At 64.3% G+C, this 16,499-nt stretch carries 11 protein-coding genes; 3 read left to right on the top strand and 8 right to left on the bottom strand.

The window, feature by feature from the left end; translation table 11 throughout:
• Positions 1-240: 240 nt before the first annotated feature.
• Genes pstB through KF733_10175 form a run of 3 tightly spaced genes read right to left on the bottom strand, consistent with a single transcriptional unit; the run spans position 241 to position 2,493 of the window.
• Entirely contained in the window at positions 241-1,113 is an 873-nt protein-coding gene (pstB, locus tag KF733_10185) for a phosphate ABC transporter ATP-binding protein (protein QYK55372.1), read from the bottom strand.
• Positions 1,049-2,164 (bottom strand): chorismate synthase, encoded by a 1,116-nt coding sequence (gene aroC / locus KF733_10180; protein ID QYK55371.1) that lies wholly within the window; start codon positions 2,162-2,164, stop codon positions 1,049-1,051. Before aroC ends, pstB begins: the two co-directional genes overlap by 65 nt.
• Complete coding sequence (locus tag KF733_10175; protein QYK55370.1) at positions 2,164-2,493, bottom strand: 4a-hydroxytetrahydrobiopterin dehydratase; 330 nt, start codon at positions 2,491-2,493, stop codon at positions 2,164-2,166. Before KF733_10175 ends, aroC begins: the two co-directional genes overlap by 1 nt.
• Positions 2,494-2,517: 24 nt before the next feature.
• Between KF733_10175 and KF733_10170 the strand changes: the two genes are divergently transcribed.
• Positions 2,518-4,434 (top strand): glycoside hydrolase family 15 protein, encoded by a 1,917-nt coding sequence (locus tag KF733_10170; protein QYK55369.1) that lies wholly within the window; start codon positions 2,518-2,520, stop codon positions 4,432-4,434.
• A gap of 59 nt (positions 4,435-4,493) precedes the next feature.
• Here KF733_10170 and KF733_10165 read toward each other — a convergent pair whose 3' ends face one another.
• A complete protein-coding gene (locus KF733_10165; GenBank protein ID QYK55368.1) occupies positions 4,494-6,209 on the bottom strand; it encodes a S8 family serine peptidase in 1,716 nt (571 codons plus the stop codon).
• Between the two features lie 243 nt (positions 6,210-6,452).
• Positions 6,453-8,162, bottom strand: a complete 1,710-nt coding sequence (locus KF733_10160) for a S8 family serine peptidase (GenBank protein QYK55367.1) — start codon at positions 8,160-8,162, stop codon at positions 6,453-6,455.
• A 340-nt stretch (positions 8,163-8,502) separates the two neighbouring features.
• Here KF733_10160 and KF733_10155 point away from each other — a divergent pair, with 340 nt between their 5' ends.
• Complete coding sequence (locus tag KF733_10155) at positions 8,503-9,300, top strand: PEP-CTERM sorting domain-containing protein (GenBank protein ID QYK55366.1); 798 nt, start codon at positions 8,503-8,505, stop codon at positions 9,298-9,300.
• A gap of 78 nt (positions 9,301-9,378) precedes the next feature.
• On the opposite strand, the gene KF733_10150 is transcribed toward KF733_10155, so the two are convergent.
• Both KF733_10150 and nrdR read right to left on the bottom strand, forming a co-directional pair.
• Positions 9,379-13,020 (bottom strand): vitamin B12-dependent ribonucleotide reductase, encoded by a 3,642-nt coding sequence (locus tag KF733_10150; protein QYK55365.1) that lies wholly within the window; start codon positions 13,018-13,020, stop codon positions 9,379-9,381.
• 42 nt (positions 13,021-13,062) lie between these two features.
• The gene (gene nrdR, locus KF733_10145) at positions 13,063-13,554 is read right to left on the bottom strand and encodes a transcriptional regulator NrdR (protein QYK55364.1); all 492 of its coding nucleotides are present in this window, start codon (positions 13,552-13,554) and stop codon (positions 13,063-13,065) included.
• Positions 13,555-13,811: 257 nt separating this feature from the next.
• On the opposite strand from nrdR, the gene KF733_10140 reads away from it, so the two are divergent.
• Positions 13,812-14,630 carry a hypothetical protein gene (locus KF733_10140; GenBank protein QYK55363.1) on the top strand — a complete coding sequence of 273 codons (819 nt, stop codon included), beginning with the start codon at positions 13,812-13,814 and terminating at the stop codon, positions 14,628-14,630.
• 12 nt (positions 14,631-14,642) lie between these two features.
• Here the strand turns inward: KF733_10140 and aspS are convergent, their stop codons facing one another.
• Positions 14,643-16,472, bottom strand: a complete 1,830-nt coding sequence (aspS, locus tag KF733_10135) for an aspartate--tRNA ligase (protein QYK55362.1) — start codon at positions 16,470-16,472, stop codon at positions 14,643-14,645.
• Between the last annotated feature and the right edge of the window lie 27 nt (positions 16,473-16,499).

Raw genomic sequence — 16,499 nt, 5'->3', positions numbered from 1 at the left:
ACCCCAAAAGACAAGGATATGACCATGGTCTCATAGAAAAACCACTTTTCTTGGTGGAAAAAGTAGTCAGTGTTGTTAGCACTTAACCTTCTATAAGAGTTTATGGTTTTCCCGTATAGGGGGGATATCTTGCGCATCTACCGGCCGGGTAGAACCGTCTGGTAGACAAGTCATAGAGGCTCTGCGGCCGGGAAATGTTCCAGAGCGGCAGAAAGACTGGTAGCCGTGCCTACCCCGGTCCTAGCCGAACCGGCCCGAAAGGTAGTCGCGCGTTTCTTGGCGGGCCGGGTCTCGGAAAAGCTTTTCCGTCGGGCCCGATTCCACGATCTCTCCGTGCATGAAGAACGCGGTGGTGTCCGCCACGCGGTGCGCCTGCTGCATGTTGTGCGTGACGATGATGATCGTGTAGTCCTTCTTCAGATCCTGCATCAGCGTCTCGATCTTCGCCGTGGCGATGGGGTCGAGCGCGGAGCAAGGCTCGTCCATGAGGATGACTTCCGGCTGGACGGCGATCGTGCGGGCGATGCAGAGCCGTTGTTGCTGACCGCCGGAGATGCTGAGCCCGCTGTCCTTGATCTTGTCCTTGACCTCGTCCCAGAGCGCCGCGCCCCTCAGCGAGCGTTCGACGACCTCGTCCAAGTCCGCCTTGCGGCGCGTCCCGTGGATGCGCGGCCCATAGGCGACATTGTCATAGATAGACATCGGGAAGGGGTTGGGCTTCTGAAAAACCATCCCGACGACCTTCCGAAGTTGCACGGGGTCTATGTTCTGACTATAAATGTCAGTGCCGTCGATCAAGACCGTTCCTTCGAGCCTTGTGCCCTCGATCAGGTCGTTCATTCGGTTCAAACACCGCAAGAACGTGGACTTGCCGCAACCGCTCGGCCCGATGAGCGCCGTGATCTGGCGGGGAGAAATCTTGAGGCTGACCTTCTTGAGGGCCTGGAACTTGCCGTAGAAAAAATCGACGTCTCGGGCCTCGACGCTGCCAGCGCCATGGATTTCGCTCGGGCCGTTCACGGGGGCTTCGGTCACCACGCAGTTAAGTTTAGCCGAGTCCGACGGGAGGTCGCGGCACGTCTTCGCCGGCCAGCGCGCGTTGGCGCAGGGCATGGTCGGCCAGCACAAGGGCGACCATCGCCTCGACCATTGGCACGGCCCGCGGGAGCACGCAAGGATCGTGGCGCCCGCGCCCTTTCAAGGTCGTGTTCTCGTGGTGCACGTTGACCGTCTCCTGTTCGGCGAGGATCGTTGCCACCGGCTTGAAGGCCACGCGCAGGGTGATGGGCGATCCGATGCTGATCCCGCCCTGGACGCCGCCAGAGTGGTTGGTCGGCGTGGTGACCGAGCGGTCCGGCGCGGCGCGGTACGGGTCGTTATGCTGCGATCCGCGGAGCAGCGTTCCCGCGAAACCGCTGCCGATCTCGAACCCCTTGCTCGCGGGGAGGGACATCAGCGCCTTCGCCAAGTCCGCCTCCAGCTTGTCGAAGACGGGCTCGCCCCAGCCTTCCGGCACGTTCCGGGCGACACACCCCACGACGCCGCCGACCGTGTCGCCCTCCTTGCGGACGGCTTCGATCCGCTCGATCATGGCCTCCGCCGTCTGTAGGTCCGGGCAACGGACGATCGTCGCCTCGACCTGCTCCCGGCTCACCGTCTCGGGGTCGACGCTCGCCTTGATCTCCGCCACCGTCTCGACCCAGGCCACGACGTCGACTCCCCAAACATGGCGAAGGAGCTTCTGGGCGAGCGCGCCTGCCGCCACCCGGCCGATCGTCTCGCGGGCGCTGGCCCGGCCCCCGCCCGACCATGCGCGGATGCCGTACTTCCGGTCGTAGGCGAAGTCGGCATGGCTCGGCCGGTACTTGTCGCGCATCTCGTCATAGTCGCGCGAGCGCGAGTCCTCATTCCGCACGAGCATGGCGATCGGCGTGCCGAGCGTCACCCCGTCCAAGACCCCGCTCAGGATCTCGACCCGGTCTTTCTCGTGCCGCTGGGTCGTGATGCGCGACTGGCCGGGCCGCCGGCGGTCGAGCTCCCGCTGCACGTCCTCCTCAGAGAAGGGCAGTAAAGAAGGGCAGCCGTCGACCACGACGCCCACTGCCGGGCCGTGCGACTCGCCAAAGGTGCTGACGCGGAAGAGGGTGCCAAAGGTGGAGGCCATCAGTCGAGGTCTGCGAGGGCGTCGATCCGCCGCGCCAGCTCGAAGTCGTAGGCGGTGAGCCCACCGGTGTCGTGGGTGACCGTCGCAATCCTGACCTTTTGGTACCCAATGAGAATGTCCGGGTGATGGTTGAGCTTGTCCGCGACCCAGCCCACTGCTGCGGCGAAGACAAGGGCTTCCTTATAGCTTCGGAACTCGAAGAGGCGCACGAGGCTGCCCTCGCTCAGGGTCCAAGTCGGCACCCCGCCGAGCGCGGCCGCGATTTGCGGTTCAGCGAGCGAATCGTACGTCAGTTCCACCGGGCCGAGGTTACCCTCGGGTCGGGCCATACCTTTCGCTGGTAAAACGAACCTATGCCCCGCCCGCTGGTCTTAGGAAACGGCCGCTTGCTCATCGCATTCGATCAGCGGTATGCGATCCGCGACCTTTGCTTCCCTTACGTGGGCTATCCGAACCACCTGCTCGGCCACCGAGTGCGGCAGGGGGTCTATGTGGACGGGCACCTTTCCTGGTGCGATTCAGAGGACTGGCAAAGGGAGATGGGCTATCAGCCGGACACCTTGGTCGCCGAGACAAAGCTTCTCAGCTGGAAGTCCGGGCTGGAGCTGCAGTGCACGGACGCGGTCGATCCGGAACTCCCCGTCTATGTGCGGCGCGTCCGCGTGAAGGAGCTACGGAGCATCGCGCGCCCCGTGAAGCTTTATTTCACCCAACACTTCATGCTGGGGCAGAGCGACGTCGGGAACACGGCGCTCTATTTTCCGTTCCGCAACGCCGTCGTCCACTATCGCGGGCCGTACTACGTGATGGTCGCCGCGCGCACGCCCACTGACGGGATCGAGGAGTTCTCGACCGGGCTCAAGGGTTTCAACGGCTTGGAGGGGACTTGGCGCGACGCCGAGGACGGGCGGCTGGAGGGCAACCCGATCGCCCAAGGTTCGGTGGACTCCACGTTTGGGGTCTCGGCCGCCTTGGCCGCGGGCGGGGAAGCCGAGTTCTGCATGTTCATGGTGTTGGCCGAGCGCTTGGACGAGGCCGACGAACTCATGGGCGCGGTCGAGCAGCAAGGCCTGGACAAGGTGTTCGAGCGGCAGTCCCGCTCCTCGAAGGCGTTCTTGAAGCGCGCCGCACTTCCCGCGCCCGTGAGCCCTGAGATCGACCGCGAGTTCAAGCAGAGCCTCCTCCTGATGCAGACGCAGATCGACGCGCACGGCGCCGTCCTCGCCGCCAACGACTCCGACATTCTTGAGACCAACCGGGCGACCTACAGCTACTGCTGGCCGCGCGACGGCGCTTGCGTCGTCGAGACCCTGTGCCACCTTGGCCTCTGCGATTTTGCCGACCGCTTTTTCGAGTTCTGTGAACGGGCCATGCCCCACGACCGCCCCTTCCTGCTGCAGAAATATCGGGCCGACGGCAACCTCGGCGCGAGTTGGCACCCGTGGGTGGTGGACGGCCACCCTGAAGTCCCGTTCCAGCAGGACGAGACGGCCCTCGTGCTCTCGGCGGTGCGGGCTCGCGGCCTGGAAGCGGGGGTCCGCCATTGGGAGAAGTTCGTGCGGCCCGCCGCCGATTTCATGGTGCGGCACCGCGACCGCGAGGGGCTGCCGCTGCCGAGCTGGGACTTATGGGAAGAGCGCCGTGGCATCCACGCCTTTACCACTTGTTGTGTGTGGCGCGCACTGGAAGACAGTGGGGAGGTCGCCGAGGCGGCAGGCGACGCCGAGCGTGCCGCGCGGTACCTGGACGCCGCCCGCCAGATGCGTGACGCTTTCGGGATGCACTTCTGGCAAGAGGATCTCGGCCGGTTCGTGCGGATGCTCTCCGCGAGCGAGGGCGTCTACCAGGCCGACCGGACGCCGGACAGCGCGATCGTCTTCGGCCTCCTGCGCGGCCAATGGGAAAAGGACGGGAAGTTTAGGAAGACGCTAGATTCGCTCCGCGAGGACTTGCGCGTCGAGACGGTGGTCGGCGGGTACGCGCGCTATGCGCAAGACTACTATTTTCGGCGAAGCGAGGCGTATCCCGGCAATCCCTGGATCATTTGCAGCCTGTGGTTCGCCCAGGCTGAGCTCTACCTGCGGGGAATGGAGGCTAAGGACGACGTCTTGGAGACCCTTGCCTGGGTCTGTTCGAAGGCCTCGCCGACCGGCGTCCTCCCCGAGCAGCTCCACCCGGAAACGGGCGAGCACCTGAGCGTGAGCCCGCTCACCTGGTCGCACGCGGAGTTCGTCGCGACCGTCCTCGCCCTTGACGCGGCCCGGCAATAAAGAAGCCCTGGCCACGAGGGCCAGGGCTCGTTGAGGTCTTGCTCTGTCGAGCTAGCTGGTTAGCTGGCTTCGCCGGCGCGAAGGACGCGGACGTTGATCTGGTCGAACTGGGTGCCCCAGTTGTTCGAGCTGACCGGGCCGGCCGGGAACACCTGCGTGCGGACGCGGACGGTGCCGCCGCTCACGTAGTTGGCGACGTTCGCGGTCTGGCGGCCTTCGAAGACGCCGAAGCTGGTGCCGATCGAGCCTTCGTTGACGTTGTCGTACTGGCCGGTGTTCCAGTTGAAGAGCTGGATCCGCTGTCGCAGGACGCCGGTCACGTTGACGCGGCCGGTGACGGTCACGTAGACCTCGCCGGCGGTGCTCGTGAAGGCGGCCGGGTGCTCCGTGATGATCTGGACGGGCGCCTCGGCCTGGTTCACGGTGATGCCCTTGTTCACGTTGAAGGAGTTGCCCTCGACGCGGTCCAGGCTGCGGACGTCGCCACCGATGAGGTTGCCGCGGAAGACCTGGACGCTGCCAGGCTTGCGGCCCATGGCGTTCCAGAGGTTGGAGCGGCCCCAGCCGAAGGTGTTCGGGTCACCGTTGAAGATACAGGTCTTTTCGAGGATCTCCTCGACGCGGTCACCGCTGAGGTTCGGGTTCGAGCCCAGGATCATCGCCGCGACGCCGGCCGCATAGGGGCTTGCCATCGAGGTGCCCGAGAAGTTGGCGTAAGTGTTGATCTGGTTGTCGCTGGACCACACGGTCGACCAGATGCTCGAGCCGGGGGCGAAGAGGTCGATGGCGGGGCCGAAGGCCGAGTCGCCAGCCCTCGTGTTGTTCGACTGCAAGTTGCCGACGATGACGACGTTCACCCAGTCGACGCTACCGTCTCGGAAAGCGCCGTCGTTGCCCGCAGCCCAGAACCAGACGCCGTTGTACGTGTTCCGGATCGTGTTGCCGGTGGTGTTAACGGCGGCGCTGAAGAAGCCGCTGTAGCTGGTCGAGATGATCCGGGCCCCGTTCTGGGCCGCCCAAAGGGCGCCGCCCGTTAGCCAGGAGATGTTGGAGCTGCCGCCGCTCGAGTTGGAGACGCGGACAGGCATGATCTTCGTGCCTTCGATGTTCACGCCCGCGACGCCGAGGCCATTGTTGCCCCAGGCGGCGGAGATGCCGGCGCAGTGGGTGCCGTGGCCGTTGATGTCTTGCACGGCGCCGCCGTTGGCTTCAGGAATGCCGTTGACCGCGTTGTAGCCAGGGACGAACCGGCTGGACGGGTTGTTGAAGTCCTCGTGGAACTTGTGGACGCCCGTGTCCGTGATGGCGACCGTGACGGCCGCGTTGCCGCGGAAGATGTCCCACGCCTCAGTCGACTGGTTGTTGGTGTGCGACCACTGGCTACCGAGGCGAGGGTCGTTCGGAGTGAACTGCGGGTAGACGCGCCAGTCCGGCTCGACGTACTCGAACTTCCCGGTCTTCATCAGCCGCTGGGCGTAGGAGTTCTCGTCCTCGCCCCTCGGCAGGTTCACGACGTAAAAGTCGACGACCTCGAGGTGACGGACCGTCTCGGTGTTGATCATCACTTCGGCGGAGCGGCGGATCGCTTCGGCCTCGATGACGTTCTTGCCGAGGCGCTGCAACGTCTCAAGCGAAAGCGGCTTGACAATCATTTGGCCGCTGAATTCGGCCACGCCCGGTTGCTCCGTGAAGCTCAGGCGATTGAGGGATCCAGTGCCGGCCAAAGCAAGGCCGCAAAGACTGGATAGGGCAAGCAGAGTCAGGGATTTTCTCATGGGTTCTGCACCAAACGAACGACCCATCCGGCATAGGCCAGAGGTCTCTCCTAGTATGGCCACAAGACGCTTCCGAATGCAATGTTTTCAAGTGGCAACCCCATCTTTCAAGCTGAATAGAACTAGCCTAACGATTGTCAAACGGGTCTGAACTGTAAAGGCTGTTATCGAAAACAGCCCGGCAAAAAGAACGAGCCCCGGTGATACACCGGGACCCGAACTGTACAGGTTTTAAAGTTAGCCTTAACTGGCTTCGTCCGCGCGCAACGTGCGGACGTTGACCTGGTCGAACTGGGTGCGCCAGTTGTTCGAAGAGACCGGGCCGGCCGGGAACACCTGCGTGCGGACCCGGACGATACCGCCACTGATGTAGTTGGCGACGTTGCTCGTCTGGCTCGCTTCGAAGACGCCGTAAGACGTTCCGATGGTGCCCTCGTTCACGGTGTCGTACTGGTTCGTGGTGAAGTTGAAGAGCTGCACGCGCTGGCGAAGGACGCCGGTCACGTTCACTTTCGCGGTGACGGTGACGTAGAGCTCGCCGAAGTTCGAATCGAACGACGCATTGTGCTCAGTGACGATCTGCACCGGCGCTTCGGCTTGGTTGACCGTAATGCCCTTGGCGACGTCGAGGACGGTGTTCTCAACGCGGTCCAGGCTACGGACGTCGCCGCCCACCTGAATTCCGCGCAGGATGCTCAGGTTGTTCGGCTTTCGGCCCATGGCGTTCCAGAGGTTCGTGCGGCCCCACCCGAAGGTGCTCGGCGTGCCCGTGAAGATGCAGGTCCTCTCGAGAATCGTCTCGACGCGCTCGGCGCTGAGGTTCGGGTTCGAGCCCCAGATCATGGCGGCGACGCCGGCAGCGTACGGGGTGGCCATGGAAGTCCCGGTGAGGTCCGCATAGGTCGCGGTCTGGCCGTCGTTCGTCCAGAAGGTCGAGCGGATGGAAGTGCCCGGCGCGAAGCAGTCGATCATGTTGCCATAGGACGAGCCGCTGTTGCGCGTGTTGTTCGACTGCAGGTTGCCGATGATGGTGACGTTCGGCCAGTCGGCCGCGGCGCCGCGGTTCGCGCCTTCGTTACCGGCCGCGTAGAACCACAGCGCACCGTAGTTGTTGCGGATCGTGTCGCCGGTCGTGCCGATGGTAGCGAAGGTGACGCCGCTGTAGCTGGTCGAAATGACCTTGGCGCCGTTCTGCGCGGCCCAGAGGGCGCCGCCAGTCAGGATTTCGAAGGTCGTGCCGCCTCCCTGGTCGATCTTGACAGGCATGATCCTCGCGCCTTCGATGTTGACGCCGGCGACGCCGCGGCTGTTGTTGCCCCAAGCGGCGGCGATGCCGGCGCAGTGGGTGCCGTGGCCGTTCGTGTCCTGAACGGTGGCGCCGTTGGCCTCGGTCACGCCTGTCATCGCGTTGTAACCCGGGACGAAGCGGCTCTGCGGGTTCAGGAAGTCCTCATGGAACTTGTGGACGCCGGTGTCGGTGATGGCGATCGTAACGTTCGAGCTGCCGCGCATGATGTCCCAGGCCTCGGTGGACTGGTTGTTCGTGTGCGACCACTGGAGCCCGAGCTGCGGGTCGTTCGGGGTGAAAGCGGGGAAGACTCGGTAGTTCGGCTCGATGAGCTCGTACATGCCGGTCTCGCGGAGCCGCTTCGCGAACTGCATCTCCGTCTCGCCCTTGGTCAGCCTGACCGTGTAGAAGTCGAGGACCGGGATGTAGTTGACGGTGTCGGCGTTGATCAAGACCTCGGCGTTGCGGCGGACCGCCTCGGCCTGGATCTGGTTCTTTCCGAGTCGCTGCAGCTTCTCGATCGAGAGCGGCTTGACGATCATCGTGCCAGTGAATTCCTGGACTCCAGGAATGTTCTGGAACTGGATGGGGTTGTACAAACCAGAGCCGGCGCAAGCATAGGCGGCCACGGTTGAGAGGGCAAGAAGGGTAATCGACTTCTTCACAAGGTTCTCCAAGGAAACGGGGCGGGAGAGGCTCCTACCCCAACGCCGAGGTTAGCACTGGGAAAGAACCGCATTTGCCGACGCTTGCTGATCGTCGCGAAAATCGTGCCAATCCCAAGGGCAACGCCCAAGGCAGACGCCGAGTCTACTTTAAGGCTGGCGAGATCCGCGTCATAATTTTTACCGGCTCTCTGGGCATTTGGCTCTATCGCTCGGAACCTGGCCGGTGCCGCGTTAAAGTCCCCTTAGTCACTTTTGCCGGTTCTTCTCGGGCCGGGGTCGGCTTGGCACACCTCCTGTAACTCCGGTCGCAAGCCGCATTGGCTAAGGAATTCCGATAATGAAGAGGACTCAATATCTCTCGGCCCTGGTGGTCGGCCTCGTCGGCTCGCTCGCCGGGCGGGCCAACGCGTCCGAGTATCAGTGGGTGTGGGACGGCGACACGTCGGGCACGAACATGTCCGGTGGCGTCGTCACCGACATACGCTCGACGTTTAACACCGTCAGCCAACGCTTCACGTTCACCGCTAACTTCGCCGCGACCCCGCAGAACGACAAGACCGAGGGCTTCTGGCTCGCCGTCAGCGGCGGCCCGAACCCTAAGGGCCACGCTGGCGAACTTGCCCTGATGTACTTCGACGCCACCACGTTCTTGAACGGCGGCGACCCGACCCTGACCGTCTATGCCTACAACGGCATCAACGGCGACACGTCGTACCAGGACGGCGCTCCGCAGGCGGGCAACCAGCCGCCCGACAAGATCGTCTCGTCGAAGGTCACCACCAGCTGGATTAACCAGCTCTCCGTCGTGAACGAGGCGAACGGCACGCGTACGATGAAAGTCGACCTCGACGCCACCGCGATCAACGCGCACGTCCCCGCGAACCCCGGCCCTGGCGGCCCCGGCGAGTGGACCGGTCTCGCCTATGGCGAGCACATCGGCATCTGGTTCCACCAGGTTTCCGGCCTGACCACCCAGTACGAGAACGGCTTCTTGAAGGAGAACGGCGGCTGGCAGTGGCGCAAGCAAGGTTGGATCGACCTGCACGACAAGCCGACCGAGTCGGTTCCGGAGCCGGCGACGATCATCGCCCTCGGCGCCGGCGTGGCCGCGTTCCTCCGCCGCAAGCGCGCTTAAGCCGCTCTCGCCCTCGCATAGATCCTCCACGCCCCACTGCGGTATCGCGGTGGGGCGTCCTCTTTCCCGGCCGCGCCCTTAGCTACAGCCGCTCGTGGAGCCGCAGGAGTCGCACTTCAGGCACACGCCGTTGCGGACGAGCGTGAATGCGCCGCACTCTTTGCAGGCGTCGCCTTCGTACCCCTTCAGCCTCGCCTGGCGGACCCGCTCTTCCACCGACATGGCCGGCGAGGTCGCTCGAGTCTCGGATCTCGGCCTCGCCACCCGGACCGAGGAGCGACGGTCCTCGTTGAACGTGAGCACGGCGGCGCGGGCGCCGTTGCTGTTGACGGGTAGCGGCTCTTCCTCGTCATCGTCCTCCAGGTCGTCGTCGTGCTCTTGCACGCCCATGTGCTTTCCGCGCGCGACGCCGGGTGGGGTGCCGACGATCTCAGGCCCGTCCTCTTCCTCCTCAAAGTCCAGCCCTGGTTGCAAAGGGGAACCAATGGAGTCGTGTCGAACATCGTCGGGCGAAACTTGGACTAAGTCGTTCCGGCCGAGGTAGGTCATGGCGAGTTCGCGGAAGATGTAGTCGATCACCGATGTCGACATCTTGATGTTGTCGTGGCCCTGGACGGGACCGTTCGGCTCGAAGCGCGTAAAGACGAACGCCTCCACAAACTCCTCGAGCGGCACGCCGTATTGAAGGCCGAGGGAGACCGCGATCGCGAAGCAGTTCATAAGCGACCGGAAGGCGGCGCCTTCGCGGTGCATGTCGATGAAGATCTCGCCCAGCGCCCCGTCTTCGTATTCGCCGGTTCGGATATAGACCTTGTGGCCCGCGACCCGCGCCTTCTGTGTATAGCCGCGCCGCCGCGCTGGCAGCACCCGCCGCCGCGCGATATAGCGGTAAACCAGGCGCGTGGCGATCTGCTGGACGGCCTCGTGGGCAGAGATTTGCAGGTCGTGGCTTCGGAGCGCGGCGGCGAGGTCCTCGTTCGCTTCGAGGGCAGTGTCGTCGGTCTCCAAAGCCGCTTCCAGGATCGCGGCGGCAGCGTCGTCCGAACCAGCGTTGAGCGGCTGGCTCAGCTTGCTGCCGTCGCGGTAGAGCGCGTTGGCCTTCAGGCCGAGCTTCCACGAGAGCAAATAGGAGTCGCTGACGTCGTCGATGGTGGCGTCGGCCGGGAGGTTGATCGTCTTGCTGATCGCGCCGCTCAGGAACGGCTGGGCGGCGGCCATCATGCGGATGTGCCCGGCGGCGGAGATGTAGCGCCGGCCCTTCTTCCCACACTTGTTCGCGCAATCGAAGACGGGCAGGTGCTCCTCGCGCAGGTGTGGCGCCCCTTCGATGGTCATCGTTCCGCAGACGTAGTCGTTCGCGGCCTCCACCTCCTGCCTGCTGAAACCGAGGGCCGCGAGCATGTCGAAAGCCCAATCGTTCAGTTGGTCGTCGCTGAAGCCGAGCGTCTCCCGGCAGAAGTCCTCGCCGAGGGACCACTTGTTGAACGCGAACTTCAGCTCGAACGCGCCTTTCAGGCCATCCTCGAGCCTCGCCAACACCTCGTCGGTGAAGCCGCGCGAGCGGAGCTCGGCATGCGTGATCGCGGGCGATCCGTCCAGGGTTTGGTGCCCAACCGTGTAGTTAACGATGTCCTCGATCTGCTCTTGCGAGTAGCCGAGTTGGCGAAGGGCGACCGGGACCGACTGGTTCACGATCTTAAAGTAACCGCCGCCCGCCAGCTTCTTGAACTTCACCAGGGCGAAGTCCGGCTCGATGCCGGTGGTGTCGCAGTCCATCACGAGCCCGATCGTTCCGGTGGGCGCCAAGACCGTGACCTGCGCGTTGCGGTAGCCATGGATCTCGCCCGATTCCAGGGCGTCGTCCCAGGCTTGGCGGGCGGCCTGGAGTAGGTCGTCCGGGCAGTTCGCCGCGCTCAGCCCGACCGGGGTGATGCCCAGCCCCTCGTACTCCTCGGGAGCGGCGTCATACGCCGCCCTTCGGTGGTTGCGTATAACTTTGAGCATCGAAGCCTTGTTCTTTTCATACCCCGGGAAGGGGCCGAGCTGGCGGGCCATCTCGGCGCTCGTCGCATAGCTCTCGCCCCCTAGGATCGAGGTGAGCGCCCCCGCGATCGCGCACGCGCGGTCACTGTCATAGGGCACCGCCATCTGCATCAGGAGCGCGCCGAGGTTCGCGTAGCCAAGCCCGAGCGTACGGAACTCGTAGCTCAGTTCGGCGATCTCCGGCGACGGGAACTGCGCCATCAAGACGCTGATCTCCAGGACGATCGTCCAGAGCCGGATCGAATGGCGATAGCCCTCGATGTCGAACTCGCCGGTCTCTGGGTTGAAGAGCGCGCAAAGGTTGATCGAGGCGAGGTTGCACGCCGTGTCATCGAGGAACATGTACTCGCTGCACGGGTTGCTCGCTCGGATTGGACCGCTTTCGGGGCAGGTGTGCCAATCGTTGATCGTGGTGTCGTATTGGAGGCCGGGGTCGGCGCACGCCCATGCCGAATAGCAGATCTCTTTCCAGAGGTCGTCCGCGTCGATGGTCTCGAGCACGTCGCCCGTCGTCCTGGCTTTCAGCTCCCAGGGCCCGCCCTCTTGCACGGAACGGAGAAACTCGTTCGAGACGCGCACGGAATTGTTAGAATTTTGGCCAGAAACCGTGACATAGGCCTCGCTCTCATAGCCGGTGTCAAAGACGGGGAAGTCGATGCTGGTCCACCCGAGTTGCGCCAGTTGGATCGCTCTCTGGATGTAGTTCAGGCTGACGCCTGCCGCTTTTGCGCGGGCGACGGCTCGTCGCAGGGCCTTGTTCTGCCGGGGATCGAAGCGGGCCTCGCTCTCGCCTTCCTCGCAGGCGGCGACCACCTGGTTCAAGTGCTGTTTGTTCAGCGCGGATCCCGTGACCAAGGCCGCGACCTTCTGCTCCTCGACCACTTTCCACTTGACGAACTGGCGGATGTCGGGGTGGTCGACGTCGAGGCACACCATCTTGGCCGCGCGCCTCGTGGTGCCCCCGCTCTTGATCGCCCCGGCAGAGCGGTCGCCGACCTTCAGGAAGCTCATGAGCCCGCTCGACTTGCCGCCGCCCGAGAGGCGCTCGTTCTCCGCGCGGATGCGCGAGAAGTTCGTCCCGACGCCGGAGCCGTACTTGAAGATCCGCGCCTCGCGCGTCCATAGGTCCATGATGCCGCCCGAGTTGACGAGATCGTCGCTCACCCCGAGAATGAAACAGGCGTGCGGTTGCGGCCGCTCATAGGCGTTGCGGCTCTGTTCAAGTTTGCCGGTTTTAGGATCGACATAACTATGGCCCTGAGAGGTGCCTTCGATGCCATAGGCGAAGTGGAGGCCGGTGTTGAACCACTGCGGGCTGTTCGGGGCCGCGACCTGCCGTGCGAGCATGTGGCAGAGCTCGTCGTAGAAGGCGTCCGCGTCCTGGATCGTATCGAAATAGCCGTGCCGCTCGCCCCAACTGCGCCAGCAGCCGGCGAGCCGGTGGAAGACCTGACGGGAGTCCGTCTCGTGGTCCGTGCCAGGGACGCCAGCCTTGCGGAAATACTTCTGCGCGAGGATGTCCGTCGCCACCTGCGACCAGTGGGCGGGCACCATGACGCCCTCCATGCGGAAGACGACCGAGCCGTCGGGGTTCCGAATCTCGCTGGTCCGTGGCTCAAATGCGATGCCGTCGTAGCGGTCGCGCCCTTCGCGGGTGAAGTACCGAATAATTTTCATGGCTGGTCGTGATCCTCCGTGATATATGTTACCGTGTGTCTACTAATTTGGCATGATGGCGAGAGCCGATGGATTCGGCCCTTCGGCCCTTTTGACGTCCTCGATAAGAGCCGAGAACTCCTCGAGGCTGTCAAACTCCCGGTAGACGCTTGCATACCGGACAAATGCGACGTCGTCCAACTGCGAGAGTTCGTGCAGGACGCGTTCCCCGATCACTCGGCTCGGCACCTCGCCGGTGAACCGGTGCGAAAGGTCGCGCTCGATCTTGTCGGCCGCGCCTTGCAGGCGCTCGATCCCGACCGGGCGTTTGCCGCAGGCCAGCACCATGCTGCGCAGCAGCTTCTCCCGGTCGAATTCTTCGCGCTCCCCGCTCCGTTTCAGAACGTAGGGACGGGCCAGTTCAGGCGCCTCGAACGTGGTAAAGCGCCGGCCACACCGGGTGCACTCCCGCCTCCTCCGAATGGCCTCTCCGTCCCGCGCGGGGCGGGAGTCGAGCACTCTTTGGTCGGGATCGCCGCAGTAGGGGCACTTCATAGTCTTTAGTACGTCCAGGTTCGCGCGGAACTCAAGATGTTGGGTCGCGAGGGTAGAGACGGGCCTGCATCTTGTAGGGATGCAGGAATTTTGTCAGGGTGCGCGGAAAGTTTGCCGGGCCGAACCGGGCGAAGTTCGGCGGCCCCGAACGTGCGCGCAGGACAACGGTTTGGCCGCCAAAGCCCTGTCACAATTTCTGGGGACAAGGCCAATGGTGAGACGAGCCGGCGCAACGATGGCCGGCTGCGAGTCCCGCCATGAAGCGAACCATCTCATTGCTCGCGCTTGTGAGCATTTTTGCCCCGGGGTACGCCCAGAACTCGATCCTCCTGACCGACGGCGACGCAACCTACAGCCTGAACGACATGTCCGGCGACCGCCTGAGCGCGAACTTTGGGACAGGAACGTTCTTCCAGGGCGGGGTCGCCAGCCCGCACCAGAACTGGCTCTGGTTCCGGGCGGGCAACGACTCCCGCGAGTACGCCGTCTCGAACCTCGCGCGGTTGACCTCCGACCGGAACACGGCCGAAGCCGAGTTCACCGAGAGCGCGGGCGGCGTCCCCGGCGGACCCCACCTCAAGTTCCTCGTCCAGTACGAGCTCATTGAGACGGGGCCAGGCCGGGCACAACTGACCACCGCCTTCCTGGTCCAGAACCTCTCGACCGTCTCGATCGGCCTCAGTCTCTTCAGCTACCACGACATCGACCTGGCGGGGACGGCGGACGACGATTCCGCGACGATGGATCCCAGCGCGTTCTCGGTCACCGACCCGACCGGTTCGACATTCACGGCCCAGGCTTCGTTCCGAAACCAAGACCACCAGCAGATGGGCGGCTATCCGAGCCTGCGGGACCTGCTGACGGACGGAAGCGCCACCGATCTGGACGACTCCGGCTCGCCGTTCGCGCCCGGCAACTGGACGGGCGCCTTCCAGTGGAACACGACGGTCACGCCCGGGTTCGAAACGGCCTTCGTCGGGTTCACCGTCCAGGAAATCAGCATCGTCCCGGAGCCGTCGCTGCTCTTGGCCGCAGGTCTCGCCGCCGCGAGCTTCTCCCGTCGGTCCAGGAAGTGACGCCGCGAAAGGTCAGGCCTGCGCCTTCTGCGCGGGCCTGACCACGAGGCCAAGCTCGTCCCACTGCGTGTTGCTGATGTCGGACGGGGCCTCCATCATGGGGTCGTAGCCGCCGCCTAGCTTCGGGAAGGCGATGACATCGCGGATGTTGTCGTCGTCGCAAAGGAACATGACCAGGCGGTCGATGCCGGGGGCTATGCCGCCGTGGGGCGGAGCGCCGAAGCTGAACGCTTCCAGGATGTGGCCGAAGCGCTCCTGCTGCTCCTCCTCCGTGACGCCGATGAGGCGGAAGATGCGCGCCTGCACGTCCGGACGGTGGATTCGGATCGAGCCGGACGCCCACTCGGTGCCGTTGCAGACCACGTCGTAACAGTCCGCGCGGATTCGGCCGGGGTCCGTCTCCAGGTAGATCATGTCCTCGAACTTGGGCGAGGTGAACGGGTGGTGGGTGGGGTCCCAGCGCTGCTCGTCCTCGTTCCACTCGACGAGCGGGAAGTCGAGGATAAAGGCGAACTTCAGTTTGCGGGGGTCGCGGAGCCCGCAACGGTCGCCGATCAGGAGCCGCAAGCGGCTCAGGACTTCGCAGCTCACCGCGTAGCTGTCCGCTATGAAGCAGAGCAGGTCTCCGGTTTCGGCGCTGCCTTCGTCGACGATCCGAATGAGTTCGTCCACGCTCAGGAACTTCGCCATCGCCCCGCGGACGAAGCGCCCGTCGCCCAAGGCGACCGAACTCTCCGACTCCGCCCCCTCGATGTAGAGGGACGCCATGCCCTTTGCGCCAAAGCCTTTGCAGAACTCTTCAAGCTCGGTGACGTCCTTCCGGCTGCACTTGGCCCCTCCCGGGTACCGGACGCCTCGGACGTGGCCACCGCCCGCCACCGCGTTCTTGAACACCGAAAAGTCGCACGCCCCGGCGAGGGCGGAGATGTCGAAGATCTCTAGGCCGAAGCGCAGGTCCGGCTTGTCGTTGCCATAGAGCCGGAGCGAATCGTCGTAGGTCATCCGGACGAAGGGCTCCACCGGGTCTTTATCAAGCGCGAAGTCTTGGATGACGGAGTTCACGACGTCGAGCGTCATGCCCTCGATCAACTGGAGGACGTCCTCCTGGGAGACGTAGGACATTTCAAGGTCGAGCTGGGTGAACTCCGGCTGGCGGTCGGCGCGCTGGGCTTCGTCGCGGAAGCATTTGGCGATCTGGTAGTACCGCTCGACGCCGGCCACCATCAGCAGCTGCTTGTACTGCTGCGGGCTCTGGGGGAGGGCGTAGAACTTGCCCGCCTCCAGCCGGTAGGGCACGAGGTAGTCGCGGGCACCCTCGGGCGTGGACTTTGTGAAAATGGGGGTCTCGACCTCGATGAACCCGCGCTCGTCCAGGAACCGCCGCATCTTGCCGACGGCGGCGGCGCGGATGGCCAGGCGCCGGTGCATGGAGGGACGGCGCAGGTCCAGGTAGCGGTACTTGACGCGGAGCTCCTCGTTGACCTTGGTCATCTGGTCCTCGTCGCTGACAGGGAAAGGCAGCACCCCACAGTCTCCCAGCACCGTGAAGCCGGTGACGCGGACCTCGACCTCGCCGGTGGCGAGTTTGTCGTTGACATTGGCAGGGTCGCGCAGTTCGACGGTGCCCGAGACGCTGAGCGAGGATTCGGGCTTGATGTCCTGCTTGCCCACCGCGTCCGGGTCGAGCATGAGCTGGATGAGGCCGGTCCGGTCTCGGAGGTCGACGAAGACGAGGCCACCCAGGTTGCGGACGCGGTGTGCCCAACCGTTAAGGACAATCCGTTCGCCAACGTGTTCCGACCGGACTTGGCCGCACCAATGCGTGCGCTGCACGAAGCTCATGAGAGGCGAGAGGATACCGGCCTGGAT

The sequence above is a fragment of the Fimbriimonadaceae bacterium genome, from assembly GCA_019454125.1.
Taxonomy (GTDB): Bacteria; Armatimonadota; Fimbriimonadia; order Fimbriimonadales; family Fimbriimonadaceae; genus JALHNM01.
This window is presented reverse-complemented; position numbering and strand designations above follow the sequence as displayed.